At 29.5% G+C, this 22823-nt stretch carries 23 protein-coding genes and 2 pseudogenes; 7 read left to right on the forward strand and 18 right to left on the reverse strand.

Annotated elements, in window-relative coordinates:
- Nucleotides 1-217 precede the first annotated feature (217 nt).
- Nucleotides 218-1387, reverse strand: coding sequence for a hypothetical protein (locus IR152_RS15265; protein WP_227452786.1), 1170 nt, complete (start codon nucleotides 1385-1387; stop codon nucleotides 218-220).
- 325 nt (nucleotides 1388-1712) lie between these two features.
- Here IR152_RS15265 and IR152_RS20515 point away from each other — a divergent pair, with 325 nt between their 5' ends.
- From IR152_RS20515 to IR152_RS20525, 3 genes are read left to right on the forward strand one after another with little or no spacing between them, the layout of a single operon-like run.
- Complete coding sequence (locus IR152_RS20515; RefSeq protein ID WP_413927512.1) at nucleotides 1713-1832, forward strand: Arm DNA-binding domain-containing protein; 120 nt, start codon at nucleotides 1713-1715, stop codon at nucleotides 1830-1832.
- A gap of 57 nt (nucleotides 1833-1889) precedes the next feature.
- On the forward strand, nucleotides 1890-2036 hold the full coding sequence (locus IR152_RS20520) for a hypothetical protein (protein WP_413927513.1): 147 nt from the start codon (nucleotides 1890-1892) through the stop codon (nucleotides 2034-2036).
- Between the two features lie 19 nt (nucleotides 2037-2055).
- Nucleotides 2056-2310, forward strand: coding sequence for a tyrosine-type recombinase/integrase (locus tag IR152_RS20525; protein ID WP_413927514.1), 255 nt, complete (start codon nucleotides 2056-2058; stop codon nucleotides 2308-2310).
- A gap of 81 nt (nucleotides 2311-2391) precedes the next feature.
- Here IR152_RS20525 and rlmD read toward each other — a convergent pair whose 3' ends face one another.
- From rlmD to IR152_RS15295, 7 genes and pseudogenes are all read right to left on the reverse strand, one after another.
- Nucleotides 2392-3753 (reverse strand): 23S rRNA (uracil(1939)-C(5))-methyltransferase RlmD, encoded by a 1362-nt coding sequence (rlmD, locus tag IR152_RS15275; protein WP_227452787.1) that lies wholly within the window; start codon nucleotides 3751-3753, stop codon nucleotides 2392-2394.
- A 26-nt stretch (nucleotides 3754-3779) separates the two neighbouring features.
- Nucleotides 3780-4502: a pseudouridine synthase gene (locus tag IR152_RS15280; RefSeq protein ID WP_227452788.1), complete on the reverse strand. Its 723-nt coding sequence runs from the start codon at nucleotides 4500-4502 to the stop codon at nucleotides 3780-3782.
- The gene (locus IR152_RS15285) at nucleotides 4502-4831 is read right to left on the reverse strand and encodes a DUF1904 domain-containing protein (protein ID WP_227452789.1); all 330 of its coding nucleotides are present in this window, start codon (nucleotides 4829-4831) and stop codon (nucleotides 4502-4504) included. Before IR152_RS15285 ends, IR152_RS15280 begins: the two co-directional genes overlap by 1 nt.
- A 153-nt stretch (nucleotides 4832-4984) precedes the next feature.
- Nucleotides 4985-5182, reverse strand: a pseudogene (locus IR152_RS20530) (zinc ribbon domain-containing protein); the annotation flags it as partial.
- Nucleotides 5183-5190: 8 nt separating this feature from the next.
- Nucleotides 5191-5430 carry a transposase gene (locus tag IR152_RS20535; protein ID WP_413927516.1) on the reverse strand — a complete coding sequence of 80 codons (240 nt, stop codon included), beginning with the start codon at nucleotides 5428-5430 and terminating at the stop codon, nucleotides 5191-5193.
- Nucleotides 5431-5812: 382 nt separating this feature from the next.
- Nucleotides 5813-6169 (reverse strand): helix-turn-helix domain-containing protein, encoded by a 357-nt coding sequence (locus IR152_RS20540; RefSeq protein ID WP_413927515.1) that lies wholly within the window; start codon nucleotides 6167-6169, stop codon nucleotides 5813-5815.
- Nucleotides 6132-6781, reverse strand: a pseudogene (locus IR152_RS15295) (IS607 family transposase). Before IR152_RS15295 ends, IR152_RS20540 begins: the two are co-directional and overlap by 38 nt.
- A gap of 382 nt (nucleotides 6782-7163) precedes the next feature.
- Here IR152_RS15295 and fba point away from each other — a divergent pair.
- Complete coding sequence (gene fba / locus IR152_RS15300) at nucleotides 7164-8090, forward strand: class II fructose-1,6-bisphosphate aldolase (protein WP_003417352.1); 927 nt, start codon at nucleotides 7164-7166, stop codon at nucleotides 8088-8090.
- A gap of 110 nt (nucleotides 8091-8200) precedes the next feature.
- On the opposite strand, the gene IR152_RS15305 is transcribed toward fba, so the two are convergent.
- From IR152_RS15305 to hadA, 9 genes are all read right to left on the reverse strand, one after another.
- Nucleotides 8201-8608 carry a hypothetical protein gene (locus IR152_RS15305; protein WP_227452790.1) on the reverse strand — a complete coding sequence of 136 codons (408 nt, stop codon included), beginning with the start codon at nucleotides 8606-8608 and terminating at the stop codon, nucleotides 8201-8203.
- A gap of 344 nt (nucleotides 8609-8952) precedes the next feature.
- A complete protein-coding gene (locus IR152_RS15310; RefSeq protein WP_227452791.1) occupies nucleotides 8953-10584 on the reverse strand; it encodes a sigma-54 interaction domain-containing protein in 1632 nt (543 codons plus the stop codon).
- A gap of 483 nt (nucleotides 10585-11067) precedes the next feature.
- Entirely contained in the window at nucleotides 11068-12105 is a 1038-nt protein-coding gene (locus IR152_RS15315; protein WP_227452792.1) for an electron transfer flavoprotein subunit alpha/FixB family protein, read from the reverse strand.
- An 18-nt stretch (nucleotides 12106-12123) separates the two neighbouring features.
- Nucleotides 12124-12909, reverse strand: coding sequence for an electron transfer flavoprotein subunit beta (gene etfB, locus IR152_RS15320; protein WP_227452793.1), 786 nt, complete (start codon nucleotides 12907-12909; stop codon nucleotides 12124-12126).
- Nucleotides 12910-12941: 32 nt separating this feature from the next.
- Nucleotides 12942-14075, reverse strand: a complete 1134-nt coding sequence (gene acdB, locus IR152_RS15325) for a putative isocaproyl-CoA dehydrogenase AcdB (RefSeq protein ID WP_021374414.1) — start codon at nucleotides 14073-14075, stop codon at nucleotides 12942-12944.
- Between the two features lie 47 nt (nucleotides 14076-14122).
- A complete protein-coding gene (gene hadC, locus IR152_RS15330) occupies nucleotides 14123-15250 on the reverse strand; it encodes a (R)-2-hydroxyisocaproyl-CoA dehydratase subunit beta (protein WP_227452794.1) in 1128 nt (375 codons plus the stop codon).
- Complete coding sequence (gene hadB / locus IR152_RS15335; RefSeq protein WP_227452795.1) at nucleotides 15250-16476, reverse strand: (R)-2-hydroxyisocaproyl-CoA dehydratase subunit HadB; 1227 nt, start codon at nucleotides 16474-16476, stop codon at nucleotides 15250-15252. Before hadB ends, hadC begins: the two co-directional genes overlap by 1 nt.
- 14 nt (nucleotides 16477-16490) lie before the next feature.
- Nucleotides 16491-17291, reverse strand: a complete 801-nt coding sequence (hadI, locus tag IR152_RS15340) for a 2-hydroxyisocaproyl-CoA dehydratase activator HadI (RefSeq protein ID WP_227452796.1) — start codon at nucleotides 17289-17291, stop codon at nucleotides 16491-16493.
- Nucleotides 17292-17329: 38 nt separating this feature from the next.
- Nucleotides 17330-18529 (reverse strand): isocaprenoyl-CoA:2-hydroxyisocaproate CoA-transferase HadA, encoded by a 1200-nt coding sequence (gene hadA, locus IR152_RS15345; RefSeq protein ID WP_227452797.1) that lies wholly within the window; start codon nucleotides 18527-18529, stop codon nucleotides 17330-17332.
- Between the two features lie 676 nt (nucleotides 18530-19205).
- On the opposite strand from hadA, the gene IR152_RS15350 reads away from it, so the two are divergent.
- From IR152_RS15350 to IR152_RS15360, 3 genes are all read left to right on the forward strand, one after another.
- Nucleotides 19206-20204, forward strand: coding sequence for a D-2-hydroxyacid dehydrogenase (locus tag IR152_RS15350; protein ID WP_227452798.1), 999 nt, complete (start codon nucleotides 19206-19208; stop codon nucleotides 20202-20204).
- A gap of 373 nt (nucleotides 20205-20577) precedes the next feature.
- Nucleotides 20578-21105, forward strand: coding sequence for a TIGR04002 family protein (locus IR152_RS15355; RefSeq protein ID WP_227452799.1), 528 nt, complete (start codon nucleotides 20578-20580; stop codon nucleotides 21103-21105).
- A 27-nt stretch (nucleotides 21106-21132) separates the two neighbouring features.
- Nucleotides 21133-21729, forward strand: a complete 597-nt coding sequence (locus IR152_RS15360) for a TIGR04100 family radical SAM protein (protein WP_227452800.1) — start codon at nucleotides 21133-21135, stop codon at nucleotides 21727-21729.
- A 253-nt stretch (nucleotides 21730-21982) separates the two neighbouring features.
- Here IR152_RS15360 and IR152_RS15365 read toward each other — a convergent pair whose 3' ends face one another.
- A complete protein-coding gene (locus tag IR152_RS15365) occupies nucleotides 21983-22819 on the reverse strand; it encodes a PRD domain-containing protein (protein ID WP_227452801.1) in 837 nt (278 codons plus the stop codon).
- Between the last annotated feature and the right edge of the window lie 4 nt (nucleotides 22820-22823).

The following is a 22823-nucleotide window of genomic DNA, read 5'->3' on the forward strand; positions in this document are numbered from 1 at the left end:
ATTATATCTTTCATTTTCAAAACCTCCAAAATTTTTTATATGAATATTATTCCAAATTTACCAATTTTGTATACCAAAAAGACTATAGGTAAATTTGTTTTTACACAAATCTACTTACAGCCCCTTCCAGACTCCATAAAGAAGATTTTTATTAACCTTGAAGCACAAATTATTTTACATTACCGACTAGATAATCACTGGCCTATTCCTGTATTATTTAATAACACCTTTTACAAGCTACGTAACCTTTTGACTCTGCTTCTTCTCTACTCATAGGAATTGCACCTTCCATATTATGCGCAGTAGGCGAAGAATGATATTTATTGGACTTAGAGCTTCCTCCGTTTGCATATACAGTTTCAGAAGTTTGTTGATTTTCTGAATATTTACTTGATTCCTCTATTTTAGGTTTTGGAGCTTCAACTTTTTCTTTTGCTTTCTCAACATATATTCCAAGTGCCTTATCAATTTTTTCTATATCAGAACTTGTATCTATTTTCCTAAGTCTATCTTTAGTTAAATTATACATTTGATATATAGCTTCCTGTTTTTGTTTATATTCTGGATAACTCTTTAATTTACTATCTAAATATCTAGTTATATATAAATAATCCTCTAATTTTTCTTTATTATCTAATTTAGAATTTTTATATTCTTTTATCATATATTCTAAAGTTTCTTTCATAATTTTTTGGCTCGTATTATGATGCAAGTCATCAACAGCAACTATTTGCATAGATAAATCAATTTTATCACTTACATTTTCAAGTTTGCCAAGAAGTTTTTTTGAATTGCTTGCATGATTTAAAACATTTTGCAATGTGATTTCTTTCCAATTTAAATCATCTCTTACTTTCTCTCTCTTAGTTATTTTTTCTTGATTTTTTTTATATAAATTTTTCACTTCATCAACTGTGTTAAATCTTATGCCATTTTTAGAATTCTCTTTTTCCACCCTTTCCTTTTCAGCTTTTTCTTTCTTAGCCAATTCTAAATCTTCTTGTTTTTTCTTTTCTTCTAACTCTTTTTTCTTTTGATTTTCTAATTCATCTTTTAATTCTTGTTTTTCTTTTGTTTCTTTATCTTTTAACTCCTCTTCTTTTCTTTCTCTTTCTTGTTGCTCATTTAATTCAGTACTATAATTAGGGTCTGTTACCATCTTAAACATTTCTCCCCACCATACCCAATTGAATATTGAAAGTATAAATATCAAAACCAAACTTATAGCAATTTTTAATATTTTTAACAATTTATTGCTCTTTTTACTTATGCTTTTTACTAAAAATAGAATAGAAAATAATAATAATGTTAATGGCAATAATAAAATTCCTATAATAATAATTAGTATTTTTTGCCATCTTTTTAATACATTGAACTTCTCAAACATAAATTCCCCTCCAAAACCTTAAATTTACTATTTTTTATTAATATCATACAATACTATTAATCAAATAAAACTTATGTATGATAAATACTTATATTGATTTTTAATAATTCTTTAACTTTCATGGTATATCCCCCTCTTTATACATTTTAATTAAATTATATAGCAAACAAATAAGAAATGTTGTCGAAAACAAAAATTATATATTTTTATCTGAATATAAGCACATAAAATAATTATTACTGGTTTTCTACCTAAAATGCTATTTACTTATACTTTAACTGTTATAAAATATAATTAAGACATATTTTTGAGAGGAGAAATTTTCATGAAAGGTGGAATAAGAAAACGCGGAGAAAAATGGTATTACTACTTTGACTTAGGGACTATTAATGGTAAAAGAAAAAAGATAGAAAGAGTTGGTGGCAAAACTAAAAAAGAAGCTTAAAAAGCTTTAAGAGATGCCCTAAGTGAGTTTGAAAATGAAGGTCAATCGTTTAATGAAATGAGCTTCTCTGGCTTCTTAGACTTTTGGTACAAAGAATATGTTTTATTAAATTGTAAATATGGTACACAAAAAAACTATGAAAAAATTATAAAAAATCATTTAAAACCAGATTTAGGCAAATACAAACTAGTATATAAACTCTAACTTTGTATGTACAAAAGAAATGGGTGAGCATGTAACAACGAATAGTTTAAAATATTTAAGTAGAGTTGTTAATTATGAACTTGGTATAGATTTTAATTTTCATAGTTTAAGACATACACATGCTACGATGTTATTAGAAAATGGCGCTAATATAAAAGATATACAACATAGATTAGGACATGCTAAAATATCAACAACTATGGATACATATTCACATGTAACTAACAACATGAGAAACCAAACAGTAAATATTTTTGAAAGCATTGTAGAGTAAATTTGCCACCGAAAAATAATTACGGTGGCAAATCGGTGGCAAATCTACCTTTATAACATCATACAAACAGCTATAACCCTGTTATTCTCTAATAAGTTTAACTACAGTCTCGCAATGTGGCGTATTAGGGAACATATCCATACACTTAACCATCTTAATCTCATAACCATACCCCTTAAAATCAACCAAATCAACAACCAAAGACTTAGGATTACAAGAAATATAAACAATCTCCTTAGCACCAAATCCACAAATATCCCTAATAGCATCCTTGTGAATGCCTGGTCTAGGAGGGTCAACAATAATCAAATCAGGCTTGTCCTTCAAATCCTTAACAACCTTAGCCACATCTCCAGCAATAAACTCACAATTAGTAAGTCCATTTAACTTAGCATTCTCATTAGCAGCAACAACAGCTTCCTCAACTATCTCAATACCATACACCTTCTTAGCAGCACCAGCCATAACCTGCCCAATAGACCCAGTTCCACTATACAAGTCAAACACAACCTTATCATTGTAATCTCCAATAAAATCCCTAGCAATACTATAAAGAACCTCAGCTCCCTTAGTATTAGTCTGGAAAAATGAGAATGGAGAAATCTTAAACTTAAGCCCTAAAATTTCTTCTTGTATATAATCTCTTCCATATAAAACTCTTAGCTCGTCACATTGAACTGCATCTGCTAAGCCATCATTAATAGTATGAAGTACCCCTACTAACTCAGCTTTTAAATCAATCCCTAAAAGCATATCTTTAAATTCATTCATATCAAAATCTTCTTGAGAAGAAGTTACTATATTAACCATAATCTCGTTAGTATGAATTCCTTTTCTAACTACAAGATGTCTCAAATATCCTTTGTGATTCATTGTTCTATAATAAGGAAGCTTTTTTTCATTAAAAAACTCCACACTAGAAACTAATATTTTTGAGAAGTCTTCATCAACTAACATACAATCCTCAACAGTTTGTATATCTATGTGCTTTCCTTTTTTATGAAGCCCTAATGTTAAAGGTCCATTTTTTACTTCATCTCCAAATGTATATTCCATCTTATTTCTATAATATTTATTTTCTGGACTTCCTTCTATCCCTAAAAACTGAAATCCAAATAGGTCCTGATTTAAAAATAAGTCTATAACTTGTTTTTCTTTTATTTCTAATTGTTTTTCATATGGTACTGACAATAGTGTACATCCTCCACACTCTCTAAAGTGCTTACAAGGCATTTCAGTTTCAAGCGGTGAGTACTCTAATAATTCTATCATCTTAACTTCTGCTTTCTTACTTCTGACCTTTTTAACTCCTGCTCTCACCTTTTGACCACTTATTCCATCCTTCATATGGATAACTCTATCTCCAACTTGGCTTAAAGATGTACCACCAAATTCCATTTTATCTACTTCAAATTCTATAATATCTTTTTTCTTCACAGACATTCCTCCAATTTACTATAGTATCTTTATTATCTTTCTTCAATCAATTTTACTTCTTCATCTGTTAACTCTCTATACTCGCCTAACTCTAAACTTTCATCCAATTTTAAATTACCCATAGACAATCTTTTTAAGTATACTACTTTTTTGCCTACGCTTTCAAACATTCTTTTTACTTGGTGAAATTTACCTTCATGTATTGTAAGCTCTATCTCTGATTCATCATCACTCTTTAATATATTTAGATGAGATGGCATAGTTTTATATCCATCATCAAGCACTACACCTTCTGCAAAAGCTTCTACATCTTCTTCAGTAACTACTCCGCCAATTTTGGCATAATAAGTCTTAGGCACATGCTTCTTAGGAGATAAAACCCTATGAGAAAGTTTCCCATCATTAGTTAAAACTAACAATCCCTCTGTGTCCTTATCTAACCTTCCAACAGGAAATGGCTCAAAAGCTAAGTATGATGAATCAATTAAATCTAATACCGTTGGGTCGTATTTATCTGTAGTTGCTGATATATATCCATCTGGTTTATTCATCATCAAATATATATATTCTCTATATATAACTTCTTCTCCATTAAATAATATCTCATCATTTTCAGTGTCTACTTGAGTTCCTGGATTTAAAACTTCACTTCCATTTACTACTATAGACCCTTGCTTACAATATTTCTTTATTTCACTCCTACTTCCATAACCTAAATTTGAAAGAATTTTATCTATACGTTGCTTTTTAGCCATTAAAAATGCTCTCCATTCTCATAATATTTTTCTTTTTCAAATACTGTAAATGCTAAATCCATACTTTCTACATCTAAATTATTTCTTATACTATCAGTTATTATTCTCGCTACTGTATCTTGCACTTCTTGTCCTCTGTCAAACCAAGCTATCTCAACAAAAGGATATACATCTGCTATTTTACCATCTCTTATTGCAACTGACTTTATACATTCTATTTCAAAGTAGTCTCTTGGACATTTTACAGCTTCAACTAAATCATCTATCATTTTTTCACTTATTTTACATATATCATCCTCATTAATTCCTCTTATTTTTATCTGTGGCATAGTCTATCTGCTACTCAAAATATGGTCAAATATATCCATATCGAGATTTTTCCTTTTTCATTGAACCTCGCCTTGCCTAAACTACTACGATTTAATATAGTTCTCCAAAGGCTTAAATTCCGAAGTTAACCCTCCGTACATATATAAGTGATTTTAAGCTATCTTATATTTTTTAGCATTTTTAAGATTAATACTTGCATTTAAATCTCTATCAATAGATAATCCACATTCACATTTGTACACTCTATCTTTAAGTTTTAAACCTTTATTAACCTCACCACATTGGCTACAAGTCTTTGATGATGGATACCATCTGTCAACTACTCTAAGTTCTATATTATTTTGCTTACACTTAGCAGTTAGTTAGTTCTAAATTCAAAAAACTTTTGACTTGATATTGCCTTTGATAAATGCTTATTTTTCATCATTCCATTAACATTTAAATCTTCAATGGTTATATAGCTTGGCTTTTGCTCTATTACCTGAAATACTGTCTTATTAATATAATCAGTTCTTATATTAGCTAATCTTTGATGAATTTTTTGTACTTTGACTATCTGTTTTTGGATATTTTGACGAGTAGCTACTCCTTCTTTTATATTTTTATTTCTTACTTTTAAACTCTCATATTTTCTTGAAAGTTTTCTTTGTTATCTTCTTAATTTCTTTTCAACTTTTTTGACAGTCGAAGTCTTATTTATATTTTTAAATTTACTTCCATTTGAGCATATTGCAAAATCTTTAATTCCTAAGTCAATACCTATTCCTTCATTAGTACATTTAGATACTTGAATATCATCTTCCTCAACTAATATAGATACATAGTATCTATCAGATTTTTGACTTACTGTACCACTTTTAACTATTGAATTTATTGGTATATATCCAAATTCTTTTAGTCTTATCCAACCAAGAGTAGGTATTTTGACCCTATGCCTTTCAATAGTCCAATCAGTTTTGTTATTCCTTGGAAAATATGCTTTAACATCCTGATTTTTCTTTCTGATTTTTCTTTTTCTTGAACTTAGGAAAACCTTTAGTTTTTTTTAAGAAATCTTTAAAAGCTTTATCTCCATTCATAATAGCTTGTTTTGTAGCTTTAGAAGATACATCTTTAATCCATTTCATATCTTGATTATTGGGAATATATTCATTATTTAACCATTTAGAAAAATCCATACCGCTTATAAATTTACCTTTACTCTCATAAACTTCTTTATTGTGAGCAATATAGAAGTTATATATAAATCTACTAATACCAATCGTTTGATGTATTTTAGATTTTTGTTCAGTAGTAGGATTAATTTCTATTCTGTATGCTCTTTTCAACTTCTTCATCCTCTCTAATCTTTTTCTTGTATTTTCTTAATCCATATATGCGACAACTAAAAGTATGAAGTATTGATATTATATCTTGAATTAATTCTTCTTTTGGTGAAAGACTTTCATTATTTACAACTATAATATCTACATTGAATTTACCTAAAAAACATTGAATTTACCTAAAAATCTCTCAAACCATTCATATCCAAATCTAACGAATCTATCTTTATGAGTTACAATAATCGTATTTACCTCATTAGTCATACAACTATCAATTAGTTTATTCCATTTTTTACGATTATAATTTAGTCCACTTCCATAATCCTAGGTAACTTCATCTACTATTATTTCTTTAGCATTTGCATATTGTCTAAGAAACTCCACTTGATTTTTCAAATCATCTTTTTGATTAGAAATTGAAACTCTTGTATAAATAACAGTTTTTCTATTTACTTGTTCTTTATGTATTCCTTTATATTCTAAATATTGTTCATAAGTGTAATATCTTCTATCTGTTGGAGTTCTAAAAGCCTTTAATTTCCCTTCAACATCCTAACGTTGCAGAGTTCTGACTGAAATATTAATTAACTCTGCAAACTCTTTTGGTTTATAGTTATTGTTTTTCATATAATCACCTCTTGACTATAAATAACTATATTTGTCTATGTTTTTATTAACTAAAGATAAGCCCCTTTATTTTAAATTTTCAGTGAATTATCATCCACTTAATTACCTTCGATAACGTTTGAAGTGGTAGCTTCTTGGTCAAGATAACTATTGTTATCAGTATCTCCAAACTAATAAGGTACTTCCTCCCCTTATAATTAGCATTTATAGCTAAGTTTCCTAAATTGTTTATATTCTTTATTATTTTACTTAATCCTATTGTCTTCTATTTAACATTATACTTGTAATTTATAGTTATTACAATTTACTATATACTTTTTTTAATTTAACGTTATAATATAAGTGATGGGTAAATTTTAAAAGTTAATAGGAGGAGTTTAAAATGGCATTAATTACTACAAAAGAAATGTTTAAAAAAGCTTACGAAGGTGGATTTGCTATAGGTGCATTCAACATAAGTGACTTAGAACAATTACAAGGTGTTTTAAAAGCTGCTAAAGCTAAAAATTCTTATGTTATGATACAAGCTTCTATGTCAGCTGTTAAATATGCTGGACCTCATACATTAGTTGAAATGGTTAAGGCTGCTTCTGATGAAATAGGTGTAGACGTAGCTCTTCACTTAGACCATGGTCCAAATATGGATGCTATTAAAACTTGTATTGATGCTGGTTTCTCTTCAGTTATGATAGATGGTTCTCATTTTGACTTTGAAGAAAATGTTAGAATAACTAAAGAAGCTGTTGAATATGCACATTCTAAAGGTGTTGTTGTTGAAGCAGAACTTGGTGTTCTAGCTGGAACAGAAGATGATGTTACTTCTGATGTTCATAAATACACTCAACCAGCTGAGGCAGTTGAATTTGTTGAAAGAACAGGAGTTGATTCATTAGCAATAGCTATAGGAACTTCTCATGGTGCTTTCAAATTCAAAGGAGAGGCTAAATTAAGATTCGACATACTAGAAGAAATCCAAAGCAAATTGCCAGGTTTCCCAATAGTTCTTCATGGTGCATCTGCTGTTGACCAAAATGCAGTTGCTACATGTAATGAATTTGGTGGAAATATAGCTGGTGCTAAAGGCGTACCTGTAGACATGTTAAGAAAAGCATCTTCTATGGCTGTTTGTAAAATAAACATGGATACTGACTTAAGACTAGCTATGACTGCTGCTATCAGAAAATTCTTAGCTGAAAATCCAAAAGAATTCGACCCAAGAAAATACATTGGTGCTGGTAGAGATGCTATACAAGCTGTAGTTGAAAGCAAAATAGATGATGTTTTAGGTTCTGCTAACTCTATAAACTAATATAACTTTTAAATATTTATAAAAGAAAAGAGATGACTTATAGTAATTAAATTTACTTCTAAGCCATCTCTTTTAAGTTGTATATATCTTTTTATATAAACAAATATATATTATTTTTCTACTTTATCTTTAATGATAGTACCCTCTTTAACACCTTTATCTATTTCGTCTGGACTTAATTTATTAGAAGCCTTATCATATGTTTTTTCATTATCTGGAGTGATTTCATGCTCACCAGCGCCTTTTTTTGTATTTGCATCTTCATTATCTTCAGTAGTTATTTCATACTCATTAGTATTTATTTCATACTTATCAGTACCCTCTTTTTTATCTCCATTTTTATTATCTCCTTTCACAGTATCCTTAATTATAGTACCATCTTTAAGTCCTTTAGCTATTTCTTCTACACTCATTTTTACCTTATTAGAAGTATCTGCAAATGATTTATTTGTAAGCAAACCAAATCCACCTAAACCAATCAGTCCTGTTAATCCTAAAGCCATAAATTGTTTTTTCATAATTATTATCTCCTTTTTTGTTATTTTCTAAATAATACCATAATAATGTTTATTGAGTGTTTATGTGCTAATACAAAAAATGCCTTTAGCAATAAGGATACTTACTATAATTGGTATAATTATAAATGTATTATTCAATCTAGTAGATTCTTACTTTTTTAGAAAACTGGAACAAGTCAGATGAGTACAAAACCTATAGTATTTCTACCAAAAAACAAAAAAATATTACTGGAATCAAAAATTCCAGCAATATCTAATAATAAAAAATATATTTACATAAATCTATGTACATTTTTCTAATAAAGTATATTTCATCAATTCTAATTACTTTACTAAACTAATAACTACACATGAATATGTCCACTCTTTATTTTTCTATGAATAGTAGAAGGATATATACCTATAACTTCAGCAGCTTTTGTTATTGAACCATACTTATTTATAGCCTTACTTATCATTATTTGGTCTACTATTTTATATGCATCATTAAGATTCATAATTCCATTTACCACTATTGGTGATAAATCATCTGTTTCATTAGCAATCATATCTAAATTTATAAGCATGTTAAATTCATCTTCTCCAATTACGTTTTTAGCTGATAATACTACGAATCTTTCAATGATGTTTTTTAATTCTCTTATGTTTCCTGGCCAAGAATATTCTTCCAATAACTCAATAACTTTAGGTGAAACTTCTACTTCTCTATTATACTTTTCATTGTAAAGTTTTAAGAAATAATTTACTAATGGTACTATATCCTCTTTTCTTTCTCTAAGTGGTGGTATTTTTACTGGAATAACACTCAATCTATAGTACAAATCTTGTCTAAATTTAAGGTTATTTCTAAGATCTTCATGAGAAATATTAGTAGCACTTATATATCTAACATCTATTTTTATAGGTTTACTGCCACCTATTCTAGTAATAGTATTTTCTTGTATAACTCTAAGTAATTTTTTTTGCATCTGCATTGGTAACTCGCCTATCTCATCCAAGAAAATGGTTCCACCATTCGCCTCTTCAAAAAGTCCCTTTTTACCTTTTTTCTTAGCACCAGTAAAAGAACCTTCTTCATATCCAAAAAACTCTGACTCTAATAATTCATTTGGTATAGCTCCACAATTTATAGCTATAAAAGGTTTGTCCCTTCTTGAACTATACTTATATATTGTTCTTGCTATTATTTCTTTTCCTACACCTGATTCTCCATTTATAAATATAGAAGAATCTGATGCTGCTGCTCTCTTAACAACTTTTTTTATATTATCCATAATCTTACTTTGACTTATATACTCTGTGTCTTCTGATATATCATTATATTTTATCTGAGATTCAAGCTTAATAACCCTTGAAATATCTCTTCCTGTAAGTACTCCCCCTGTAAGCTTTCCCTTAGAATCCCATCTTGGAACGGCTGTATATGCAATAAGCTTCCCATCTGGGTAAACGATATTTCTATAAATCTTTTTCTTCACTTTAAGCATATTTAATATTATTGGTTCTTCTACTAATCCTTGTCTCACAAGGTCTGTTATATTTCTACCAAGTACCTCAGTTCTTTTAAAAGGTAATATCTCATCACTAACAGTGTTCATCTTTTCAATTACTCCATCTTTATTAAACACAACAACAACTTCATCTATATGCTCTATTATATCCTCAATTACTTTATCAGATATTAGAGATTTCTCAAATAAATAAACTATATTATTTTCATTATCATTATCTTTCATATTGTATATATGTGCAGTCATCCTCAACTCTCTGAAAGCTATTTTCTTTTTAATATCTGTCAGTATTTCTGTTTTGTCAAAATTTGAATCTAATTCATTTATGTTTTTAGGCTTTTTTATATCTAGAAAGCTAAAAATACTATCTATTAGATGATTACAATATATTATTTCACCTGATTCTTTACATAAAATAGCTGGATTTTCTACATGTTCTATAAGCCCTATTAAATTATTATCCATCAATATTCTCACCTTTCATTAAGTAATTTATTGAACTACATACAAAACTTATTGTTTGCTTACAATAAATACCATTCGCACATATAACCAACTCCTTATAATATTTGTCTTTTTAGATATTTTACTTCATTAAAAAGTAACTGAGATATAATTTTAATGATTATAGTTTGTTAAAAATTTCATTTTGCTTTTAATTGTATTTTATCACATATTTAGTAATTATTTGTCTATTTAACACAATTTAATTAAATTTAAGATTTATTTCAAAAAAATAAAGATAATCCTTACAGAATACAACTCACAGTTTGTAAGCAATATACATATAAGGATTATCTAAATTATCTTGTATTATAAAATTTTATTCAAACAGACTTTTTAATAACTGACAAACACACACTAGCAATAACTTATCAAATGGTTAATAATTATGTTACTAACTAATAAGACTTATTCAACCAGTAATATTTATATAATTTGTGTCTATTAAGCTTTTATAGCTTCTAATAAATCATCAACGCTATCTAATTTTTCTATAAGCATTGGCACTATTTCATGTAAGTCTCCAACTACTCCATAATCAGCAATTTCCAAAATTGGGGCTGCTGGGTTTTTGTTTATAGCAATTATGAAATCTGATGATTGCATACCTGCTAAATGTTGTATTGCTCCTGATATACCACAAGCTATGTATAGGTTTGGTTTAACAGTAGTTCCTGTTTGACCTACTTGGTGAGAATGGTCTATCCATCCCGCATCTACAGCCGCACGAGAAGAACCAACTACTCCACCTAATTTGTAAGCTAATTTCTTAAGCATTTCAAATCCTTCTGGTCCACCTAATCCTAGACCACCTGATACTATAACATTTGCATCTGTAAGAGATACTAAATCTTTTTTAGTTTTAACTGTTTCTAAAACAGTAGTTCTTATATCATCTTGAGTTATTTTGTAGTCTAATGCTATAACTTCACCAGTTCTTGTTTCGTCTTTTTCAGCTTTATCCATAACACCAGGTCTAACTGTAGACATCTGAGGTCTATGGTTTGGACAAATGATTGTAGCCATTATGTTCCCACCAAATGCTGGACGAGTTTGTTTTATTTTCTTATCTTCTGGGTCTATTTCTAGTTTAGTACAGTCAGCTGTTAATCCAGTTCCAACTCTTGAAGCTATTCTAGGTGCTAAGTCTCTACCTATATGAGTTGCTCCGAAAAGCATTATTTCTGGTTTTATTTCATCTATTGCATCTTTTATTACTTTTGTATATGCATCAGTTGTATATTTTTCTAAAAGGTCGTCATCTGCAACATAAACTTTGTCAGCTCCAAAAGTGATTAATTCTTTAGCTAATCCATCAACATCTTTCCCTAGTAATATTGCACAAAGCTCTGCATCTACTTCTTTAGCTAATTTTCTTCCTTCTCCTAATAATTCGATAACTACTGGAGCTATTTTTCCTTCTCTTTGTTCTGCAAATATCCATACGTTTTTATAAGAACTTAAATCTTTTATATCATTCATAGTTTGTACTCCTCCAACTTATATAATGTGCTTTTGTTTTAGACCGATTATTATTTTACTAGCTATTTCATCAGCTTTACCTTCTAAGATTTCTCCTTTTCCTCTTGGCTCAGGAGTAAACGATCTAAATACTTTAGTTGGTGATGCTTTTAAACCAACTTCTTCTTTATTTACATCTAAATCATCAATTGTCCAAACTTTTACATCATGTTTATATGCTTTTACTATTTTATCAACAGACATATATCTAGGTGTATTTAACTCTTTCACTGCTGTTAAAAGTACAGGTGTACTTACTTTTATTAATTCGTATCCATCTTCTAATTGTCTTTGAACTATTATGTCTTTTCCTTCTATTTTGAAGTCTTGTACATATGTAACTTGAGGAATGTCTAATTTCTCTGCAATTTGTGGTCCAACTTGTGCAGTATCTCCATCTATCGCTTGTCTTCCTGCAAATATTATGTCATAGTCGCCTATTTTAGATATTCCTGCTGCAATAGTATTTGATGTAGCCCAAGTATCAGCTCCTCCAAATGCTCTATCGCTTAATAATACTGCATCATCAACCCCCATGGCTAAACACTCTCTTAGCATAAAGTCTGCTTGAGGAGGTCCCATTGTTATAACTGTTACAGTTACATCATCATACTTATCTTTAATTTTTAAAGCTTCCTCCAATGCATTTGCATCATCTGGGTTTAATATACTTGGAACTCCATCTCTTATAAGAGTACCTGTTTCTTTATTTATTCTTACTTCGTTAGTATCTGGAACTTGTTTTACGCAAACTAATATTTTCAAAGTCTATACCTCCAATTTCATTAGATTATTTATTATTTTAATACGTTTGATGAAATTACCATTTTCTGAACTTCTGATGTTCCTTCGTATATTGATACGATTCTAGCATCTCTGTACATTCTTTCGATTTCATAATCTTTTATAAATCCATATCCACCGTGAAGTTGTAATGCTTTATAAGCAACTTCATTTGCAATTTCTGATGCATAGTATTTAGCCATAGCAGATTCTTGAGCAACTCTCATTCCTGCATCTCTCTTTTGTGCTGCATCATAAACTAATCCTCTAGCTGCACAAACTTTTGTTTCCATGTCAGCTATAGTAAATTGAGTATTTTGGAATTTAGCTATAGGCTTACCAAATTGAACTCTTTGTTTTGTATATTTAACAGCTTCATCTAAAGCACCTTGAGCTATTCCTAGAGCTAAGGCAGCAACACCTATTCTACCTACTTCTAGAGTACCCATTGCTATCTTAAATCCTTGACCTTCTTTTCCAAGTAAGTTTTCTTTTGGAACTTTAACGTTTTCAAATATTAAGTCAGAAGTTTCAGTTCCTCTTATACCCATCTTATCTTCATGAGCTCCTGTTGAGAAACCATCCCATTTACTTTCTACTATAAATGCTGATGTTCCTCTAAGTCCTTTACTTCTATCTGTAACTGCTATTACTATAGCCACATCGCAGAATGGTCCATTAGTTATGAAAGTTTTTCTACCATTTAATATATAGTGGTCTCCAACCAACTCTGCTGTTGTTTGTTGTCCAGCCGCATCAGAACCAGCTCCTGGCTCAGTTAAACCAAATGCTCCTATTAATTCACCTGTTGCTATACCTTTTAAGTATTTTTGTTTTTGTTCTTCAGTACCATTGTAAAGTATTGGTAATGAAGCAAGAGAAGAACCTGCTGTAACAAAAGTAGCTGTTGAAGCACATCTTCTAGCTATTTCTTCCATTATTATAGCGTAAGAAACATATCCTGCTCCTCCACCGCCGTACTCTTCTGGGATATTACTACTTATAAATTTTGCATCAGCTAATTTTTTGATTAATTCCTTAGGCATTACACCTGTTTTATCCATTTCTGCTGGTAAAGTATCTAATTCTTTACTAACAAAATCTCTTACTGCTTTTCTTAAAAGTTCTTGTTCTTTGTTATATAACATAGCTTCCTCCAATTTTCACATTTTATAGTAAATTTATTTTAATGAACTTACGCTAAACTCATCATCTCAGCAAAAGTCTGAATACGAGTTCTGGCTTGTTCATTATTCTGAGTTTGTTGGTCGATTTCAACATATAAAGTAGGTATTCCACTGTCTTCTATATCTTTTCTAACTAAAGGATAATCGTACTCTTCTGGGTCACAGAATTTCATCATACAGAAGATAACACCATCTATATCTTTCTTTTTAACTTCATCTACTATAAGTGACCCACGTTTTTTCTTAGGGTCATAAGCTAATGAACATCCTTCTATATTTGACCATTGTCTTGCTAATCTCTCTAACGCATCATCACCTGCTGGTACATCTGTTCTGAATTGTCTTGTTTCTTGAGCTAAATCGTCAGCTACAACTGATATATTGTTATCTTCTAAAATATCTAATATATCTTTAGAATCGGCTAATATACCTGTTAATAAAACTTTCTTTCCAGAACAAACCTCTTCTGGCATAGCATTTAATTTTGCTATTAAATCTTTTACCAACTTAGTGTGTTCTTCTTTTCTCATAAAGAATCCACTCTTAATTACTAAGCTTCTTATTGATGGTTTTATAGTATTAGAATGTTTATAAGCTGCTTCAACAAAATCTCTCATAGTTTTTCTATGTTCATTGTAAACTTCTATACTTTCATGAATTTTTGCTTCTTCTATTTCATAGCCACATATTTCTTCAAGTTCTCTTTTTACACCTTTATACTCACTAATTAAGTATTTTACACCAGCTTCAAGTTTTCTATTTTGTGGGTGTACTAATGATATATATTTTATATGAGGTACTGCTGATTTCCAGTTTTGTCCTAAACAAATTAGTGTATCACACATACCTGGTATAATAACTCCAGATAATTCATCATAAGCACCTTTTAATCCATATTCTAAACATGATTGCATTATTGAACATGCAAATGCAGGGAAATATTGTTTAGCTAAATCTAATTCTGTTTGTCCTCCCCATATACCAACTGGAAGCATTCCAGCTGCATGTATAATCTCTTCTGGGCAATAAACTGGAAAACAACCTATAGCTTTTTTACCAGTTTCACTTTTATATTTTTTTACAGCCTCATTTGGATTTTCAACTACTTCTTTCATTTTAGATAAAATAGCTTCCATTATATCTCACCTCTATTAAGTTTTTTTCTTTCTTCCATTACTTCAACTAAACCTTGAATCCTTGTTTCAAACTGAGCATTAGTAAAAGCTCTAGGGTCTGCTTGGTCACCATCAAATCCAGCATATGGTAATCCAGTTTCTTCAGCTGCTCTTCTTTGCATTTCATATTGTATTAAACTCATAAGTTTACAGCTTCTGTTCATATGATAGAATGCTCCATCACATTTACCCTCTACTAAAGAATCAACTCTATATTTTGTCATACGGTCTAAGTTTACATTATTAAACATAGTACTGTATGCTACTGCCATTCCATCTAAATCATTAACTTCATATTGTAATGCCCAAGCATGTGGATAAACACTACCTGTCATATTAACTCCAAATTTAGCTAATGTTTTCATTTTATATCCTATATATGGCCAACAAGGTATACCTTCCATCATTATTCTGTATTTTTCTTCTCCTCTGAAAGAAGATTTACCAGTTTTCATATTGTCCTCTAATTCTTCTATAAGTAACTTAAATGCTTCTGTAGTTTCTTTCTTACCTCTAGCACAAACTATTACAGCCATGTAAGTAAATAAGTCAAATCCATTCATTGGAGAAGGAGAAGAATCTGCTGGTAAACTCATAGAATATTTCCATAGTCTTCCGTTTTCAGCTGATATTTTCATTACTTCTTCAAACTTCTTAGGGTCAAATTTTTTCCCTGATATAACTTCTAATTGCTTTATAGCCTCCTCAAATTGAGCTTTAATATAATCAATTCTTGATTGAGTAACTTCATCTTCATTATTGAAAGTTGTATCAATCATTATTAGAGGTATATCTAATTCTCTTGAAATATTTTCATACCATTTTATAACTTGGTTGCATATATTGTTACAGCAAAGTAGGAAATCTGGAGCTGGCATATCTAAAGCTTCACAGCCACCATTTTCTAAAAGACCAAAGTTTGTTCTTGCATATGCACATAGGTCGATAGAATATCCTTTAGATTCAGCCATTTCACATAATTCTAAAGAACCTTTTTTAGCCGCTACCCCAGCTGCTTGGTTTTCTGGATATAATACATTTAAGTCAAATACTTCTGCTAATTCTTGAGGAAATACTGATGTTGACCAACCTACAGGTCTTCCTTCTTCTTTAGCTTTAAATGCATTTGCATATTGTTCAGCTAATAAATCATTAATTACTACTCTAGCTTCTTTTTTTTCAGACATTTTCATCCCTCTTTTTATATATTTTTCACTTCTTTTTGTGATGTTTTTGCTTCATCAAAAGCGTATAACGCTGCTCCTAAAGCACCCGTTAATTGAGGTATATCAGGTACAATAATTTCTGTGTTGATTTCTCTTGCCATAGCTCTTACGATACCACTATTTCTAGCAACTCCACCAACCATAACTACATTTCTTTGTACTCCTATTCTTTTTACTAGGCTAGAAACTCTCTTTGCTACTGAAGTATGGATACCTGCTACTATATCTTCAATTTTTGCATTTTCAGATAAATGTGATATAACCTCAGATTCTGCAAATACTGTACATGTACTGCTTATTGATACTTCATTTTTAGAATTCATAGATATACTTCCAAGTTCAGATACATCAACCTCTATTATCTTTGCCATTACATCTAAAAATCTTCCTGTACCTGCAGCACACTTGTCATTCATAAGAAAGTTCAGTAGTCTTCCATTATTATCCAACTTTAATACCTTTGCATCTTGACCACCTATGTCAATAATAGTTCTTGTCTCTGGAATTATGAAATTTACTCCCCTAGCATGACAGCTTAATTCACTTATTTGCTTATCAGCATCTGAATAATTCATTCTTCCATATCCTGTAACTACAACTTTTTCAATATCTTCTCTTGCAAGACCTGTCTTGCCATATAATTTTTCTAAAACTCTTGATGGTCCAGTAGTCCCAGTACCAGAAGATATTGTTTCATAAGCTACAATATCTTCTCCATCTTTCAAAATTACTCCCTTTGATGCAGTTGAACCTATATCTAATCCCATTGTGTACATCTTTAGCATTCTCCTTTTATAAAATCTAGAATTACTAATTAGTATCTTACAACTTTATCTTCTTTTAAGTTATTTATTCTTGATTCATTATAACCTAAAGATTTTAATACTTCTACAGTATGTTGACCTACTTTTGGTGCTGGTGTATAATCTTTAATTCCTTCATTTCTAAACATAACTGGAGTATTAACTAAGACACCTGTATTTCCACTATCATATGTTTTCTTAAATAAGAAGTCATTTGCCCAAGCCTGTTCGTCATCTAATAAATCTTCACAGCTTTGGATTTTTTCAAATGGTAAGTCTGCTTCTTCTAATAGAACTGACCACTCATCTAATGTTTTTTCTAACATAGCTTCTCCAACTATCTTAACTAAGTCTTCAATATGATTAACCATTGAGTCTATGTTATTGTATCTATCGTCTTCTAATATATATTCTCTATTTATAACCTTACAGAATTTGCCTAACCACTTGTTGTATTGTATTAAAGCTAATTGAATCCATCTTCCATCTTTACATTTATATGTAGTCATTAATGGGCTGTTTGGATTTTCTCTTGATAAAGGCATCTCATTTCCATATTGTGCTGTTGTTATCATTGTTCCCATTCCATATATAGCTGTATGGAAAAGACTTACTGTTACTCTTTCGCCTTTACCAGTTTTTTCTTTTTTATGTAATGCTGCTAAGCTTCCTGCTGCTAATGCTAAACCTGCATAGTGGTCACCAAATCCTGCTGCTGTATTTGCTGGAGATGTCCCTTTTTCCATAACAGATTGACTAACTCCTCCTCTTGCAAAGTATGCAGTATAGTCAAATCCTGGTTTATCTTTTAAAGGTCCTTTTTCTCCATACCCTAATATTTGAGAGAATATTAATCCTGGATATTTATCTTTTATTTGGTCATAAGCGATACCCATTTTTTCTAATGCCTGAACTCTAACATTAGTTACAAATATATCTGCTTCTGATATTAATTTATGTAATATTTCTATTCCTTCTTTTGACTTTATATTAATACTTACACCTTTCTTATTTCCATTCTCTAATTCAAACATAGGATTTTCATCATCTGATGCTGGAGATTTAAATGTTCCACCCATAACTCTTATTCCATCACCTTCTATAGGCTCAACCTTAATAACCTCTGCACCCCAATCACCTAACATTTTTGCACAACATGGTGCTGCAATGAAACTTGAAAGTTCTACTACTTTAACTCCTTCTAAAAGCATAACGTTTTCCTCCTTAATAGTATCAATTATAAAAATTCAATTAAATCACACATAAAATACTTTCTTTCTGATATTAACTATTTGATGTCAAAGTTCCTAATCTTGTTAAAATAACTTAAAAGTTATTAAAATTATTTTTAATTATTTTATTGTCTTATATCTATATTGTTAAGCATTTATCGTGCCAACTTTATATTCAATCAAAATATCGCTTGATTTGAATGTTTTTTAACAATGTATAATTGAATAATCATTTTCATACCGTGGCATCTTGCAACTCTCCATTGCATTTTGCTATTTTTTTCATGCTTTCAAAAGTTTTTTTTATATATTTTTTTATGAAAAAGCTTGACATTTCAAAAAAAGTTTTCATTGCTAAACTCAAAAACACATGTTATCATTGTAATTAATCAGCAAGTTAGTTAACTAATTTCAAACTTAGATAATTTTTTAATAATAATTAATCTAAAAAATAACAATTTCTTTGATAAATTTTTAGAGTAATTATTACGTTAAATAAAAAATAACTAAATATCAAAATAACACAGGGAAAATAATTTCAAAACTAAATTTTTAACCTTAAAAATTTTGTATAAAAAATATAACCTTATATGCTACATATTATTTCTAAATGAAAAATTACCATATAATTTAATAATTACAGGAGGGTATTGATATGAAAATACTAGTATTTGGAGCACGCGATTATGAAGAACCAGTAATAAAGAAATGGTCTGAAGAACATAAGGATGTTCAAGTGGATATTTATCCTGAAAATATGACTGAAGAAAATGTAGTTAAAGCTAAAGGATATGATGGTATATCTATACAACAAACTAATTATATAGATAACCCTTATATTTATGAAACTTTAAAAGATGCTGGGGTTAAAGTTATAGCTTCAAGAACTGCAGGGGTTGACATGATACATTTTGATTTAGTTAATGAAAACGGACTTATTGTTACAAACGTTCCTTCTTATTCACCTAATGCAATAGCTGAATTAGCTGTTACTCAAGCTATGAACCTTTTAAGAAAAACTCCTTTAGTAAAGAAAAAAGTCTGTGAAGGTGATTACCGTTGGATAGCTGAGCTTCTTGGAACAGAAGTTAGATCTATTACAGTTGGTGTTATAGGTACAGGAAAAATAGGTGCTACTTCTGCAAAATTATTCAAAGGTCTAGGAGCTAATGTAATTGCATTTGACCAATATCCAAATAGTGATTTAAACGATATATTAACTTATAAAGATTCTTTAGAAGACCTGCTAAAAGAAGCTGACCTTATAACATTACATACTCCTTTACTTGATGGAACAAAACATATGATAAATAAAGATACTCTAGCTATAATGAAGGATGGAGCTTACATAGTAAATACTGGACGTGGTGGTTTAATTAATACAGGTGACTTAATAGAAGCACTAGAGTCAGGAAAAATTAGAGCTGTTGCTCTTGATACATTTGAGACTGAAGGATTGTTCTTAAATAAAAAAATGAATCCAGGTGAATTAACTGACCCAGAAATAAATAAACTTCTTTCTATGGAACAAGTTATATTCACTCATCACCTTGGTTTCTTCACTAGTACAGCGATTGAAAATATAGTTTATTCTAGTTTAAGTAGTGCTGTAGAAGTTATAAAAACAGGAACAGCTACTAATAGAGTAAATTAGTATTTTATAAATATATTTTTTCATTAATTAGCTATTATCTAACAAAATAGCCTTTAATTTCCCAAATATAAGAGAGTCAGCTCAATATATATTGAGTAGACTCTCTTATATTATTTTTTATATTAAACTTGTACACCTCTTATTCATACCAAATTAAATTTATATTTATATTTATATTAACTTATTTTAACTACTCCTACTCTATATATTTTACCTATTTTTACTTTTCTAATTATATACATTTGAATGGGTACAATCTGTATTTTACAAAAAAAACACCTAACAAACTATGAAAATTGTATGATTAATATTAATATATTTATAAGAAAACATAACAATTATGTTAGCTCTGGATTTTTAGGGAGGGAGTATATTGGAAAAAATGAATAAAGTTACTTCTAAAAAAACTACCTATATTGTTACTTCAGCATTATTTGCATCCATAATATGTCTGACAATAGCGTATATACTACATATTCCAGTTGGTGGAAACAATGGATATGTTCATATAGGAGATGCTTTTATTTATCTAACTGCAACTATTTTGCCAACAAACTATGCTATAGCTGCTTCTGCAATCGGCGCTGGTCTAGCTGATTTATCTACAGGTGCAACTATCTGGGTAATACCAACTATAATCATAAAACCAACACTTGTATTATTTTTCACTTCTAAAAGTGACAAGATAATAAGTAAGAGAAATATAGTTGCTTCGGTTGTAGCAGGTATAGTAGGATTAGTTTTATACATGTTTGCTGAAGGTATAATTATTGAAAGTTTTACAAGTGCATTTGTAATGAGCTTACTTGGCTTATTACAGCCAATAGGAAGTTTTATTGTTTTTATAATCTTAGGTATGGCACTTGATAAACTTGATTTTAAAAAACGTTATTTTAATTAATAATTTAAATTTACGGGGGGGAAAATTATGAATATATTATATACAATTGAAAATAGTATCTATGTAAATATAACTAACACATGTCCATGTAGTTGCGTTTTTTGCATAAGAAATGAAAAAGATGAAGTTGCAAATAGCGGTAGTCTATGGTTGGAGCATGAACCAAGTGTAGATGAAGTAAAAGAAGCCTTCAATAAATACAACTTAGACGCCTATGATGAAATCGTATTTTGTGGATATGGCGAACCATTAATGAGAATAAATGAATTGATAGAGGTAGCAAAGTTTATAAAAGAAAAAAGTAGCATAAAGATAAGAATAAATACAAATGGTCTAAGTGATTTAATACATAACAAAAAAACAGCTATTCTATTAAAAGATGTTATAGATGCAGTATCAATAAGTCTTAATGCCCCAAATAAAGAGGCTTACAATAGAGTTACTCAACCAAAGTTTGGAGAAAAATCATTTGATTATATGTTAGATTTTGCAAGAGATTGCAAAAAATATATAAAAGAAGTGGCTTTTTCAGTAGTAGATGAAATATCTCCAGAAGAAATAGAAGAATCTAAACAACTGGCAAAAAAACTTGATATACCATTAAGAGTTAGATATAAGAACTAACAAGTAAAACTTCAAAAAATTAAGGGGCTGTCTTAAAATAGAGATTGTACCGAGACACCCCCTCATAATCACATAAACTTATTTTAACTATTTGCATATTTTAATTATAAATATTTACTTAAATTTTTAACAGGATACACTCATAAAATAAACACAATGCACAATAAAATAATATGTATCAGTTTCTTTATATACTTTACCTTCTTTCGATTTTCTACTATGTAGACAGTTAAGATAATATTCGCAATTCACTCTATTGATTAACTCGTGCGATATGGACAACCAAGAAAGCTATTTCCTCATTTGTTAACTTTTTTCCATATTTCTTTTCTAAAAAATCTCTAACTTTTAATGCAATTGACATCTCTTTTGGATTTGACCTTTTCATTTGATTAAATAATAAATCATCCCCACTACTTAACATACTATCTGAAAAAAATCTTTCCACAAAAAATTTTATATGTGTTATAAATCTCATATAATGCATACTCTTTTTATCTAAGGTTCTATTCAGAGAAAAAACAAAAATATTAATTATTTCTCCAATTACTTTGGCATATTTAATCGTATCATATGAATTTCCATCTGAAGCCATAGCATTTGCAAAATGGAAAGCAATATTGGCTGCTTCTTCTTCTGGTAATTGAATGCCCAATCTCTCTTCTAGCATATAAATTGCAATCATTCCAACCTTAAACTCATTTGGATAATAATTTTTTATTTCCCAAAATACTCTATTTGTAATTTTTATTCCTTTACGCAACCTTTCAATTGCAAAGTTAAAATGGTCTGCTAATATTAGGTATAAGTTTTTATTAAAAGATGAGTTCAATAACTTTTTTGCCTCTACTATTATTTCCTGTGTTATCTTTAAAATGTCGACAGGAATATCATCCATTAACTCTAAAAATTGTTTTGATTTTGTATTTTCAACAGGGACAAACATTTGATTATCATTGGAACCACAAATATATTCTCCTGTTTTTTTACCATATCCAATTCCTTTCCCTATCAAAATAAATTCATTATCATTTATATCATGAACTAAAACAACGCTTGAGTTCAAAACTTTCTTTATTATGTAGTTCATTTTA

Origin of the sequence: Clostridioides sp. ES-S-0108-01 (assembly GCF_020662285.1) — a bacterium.
Taxonomy (GTDB): domain Bacteria; phylum Bacillota; class Clostridia; order Peptostreptococcales; family Peptostreptococcaceae; genus Clostridioides.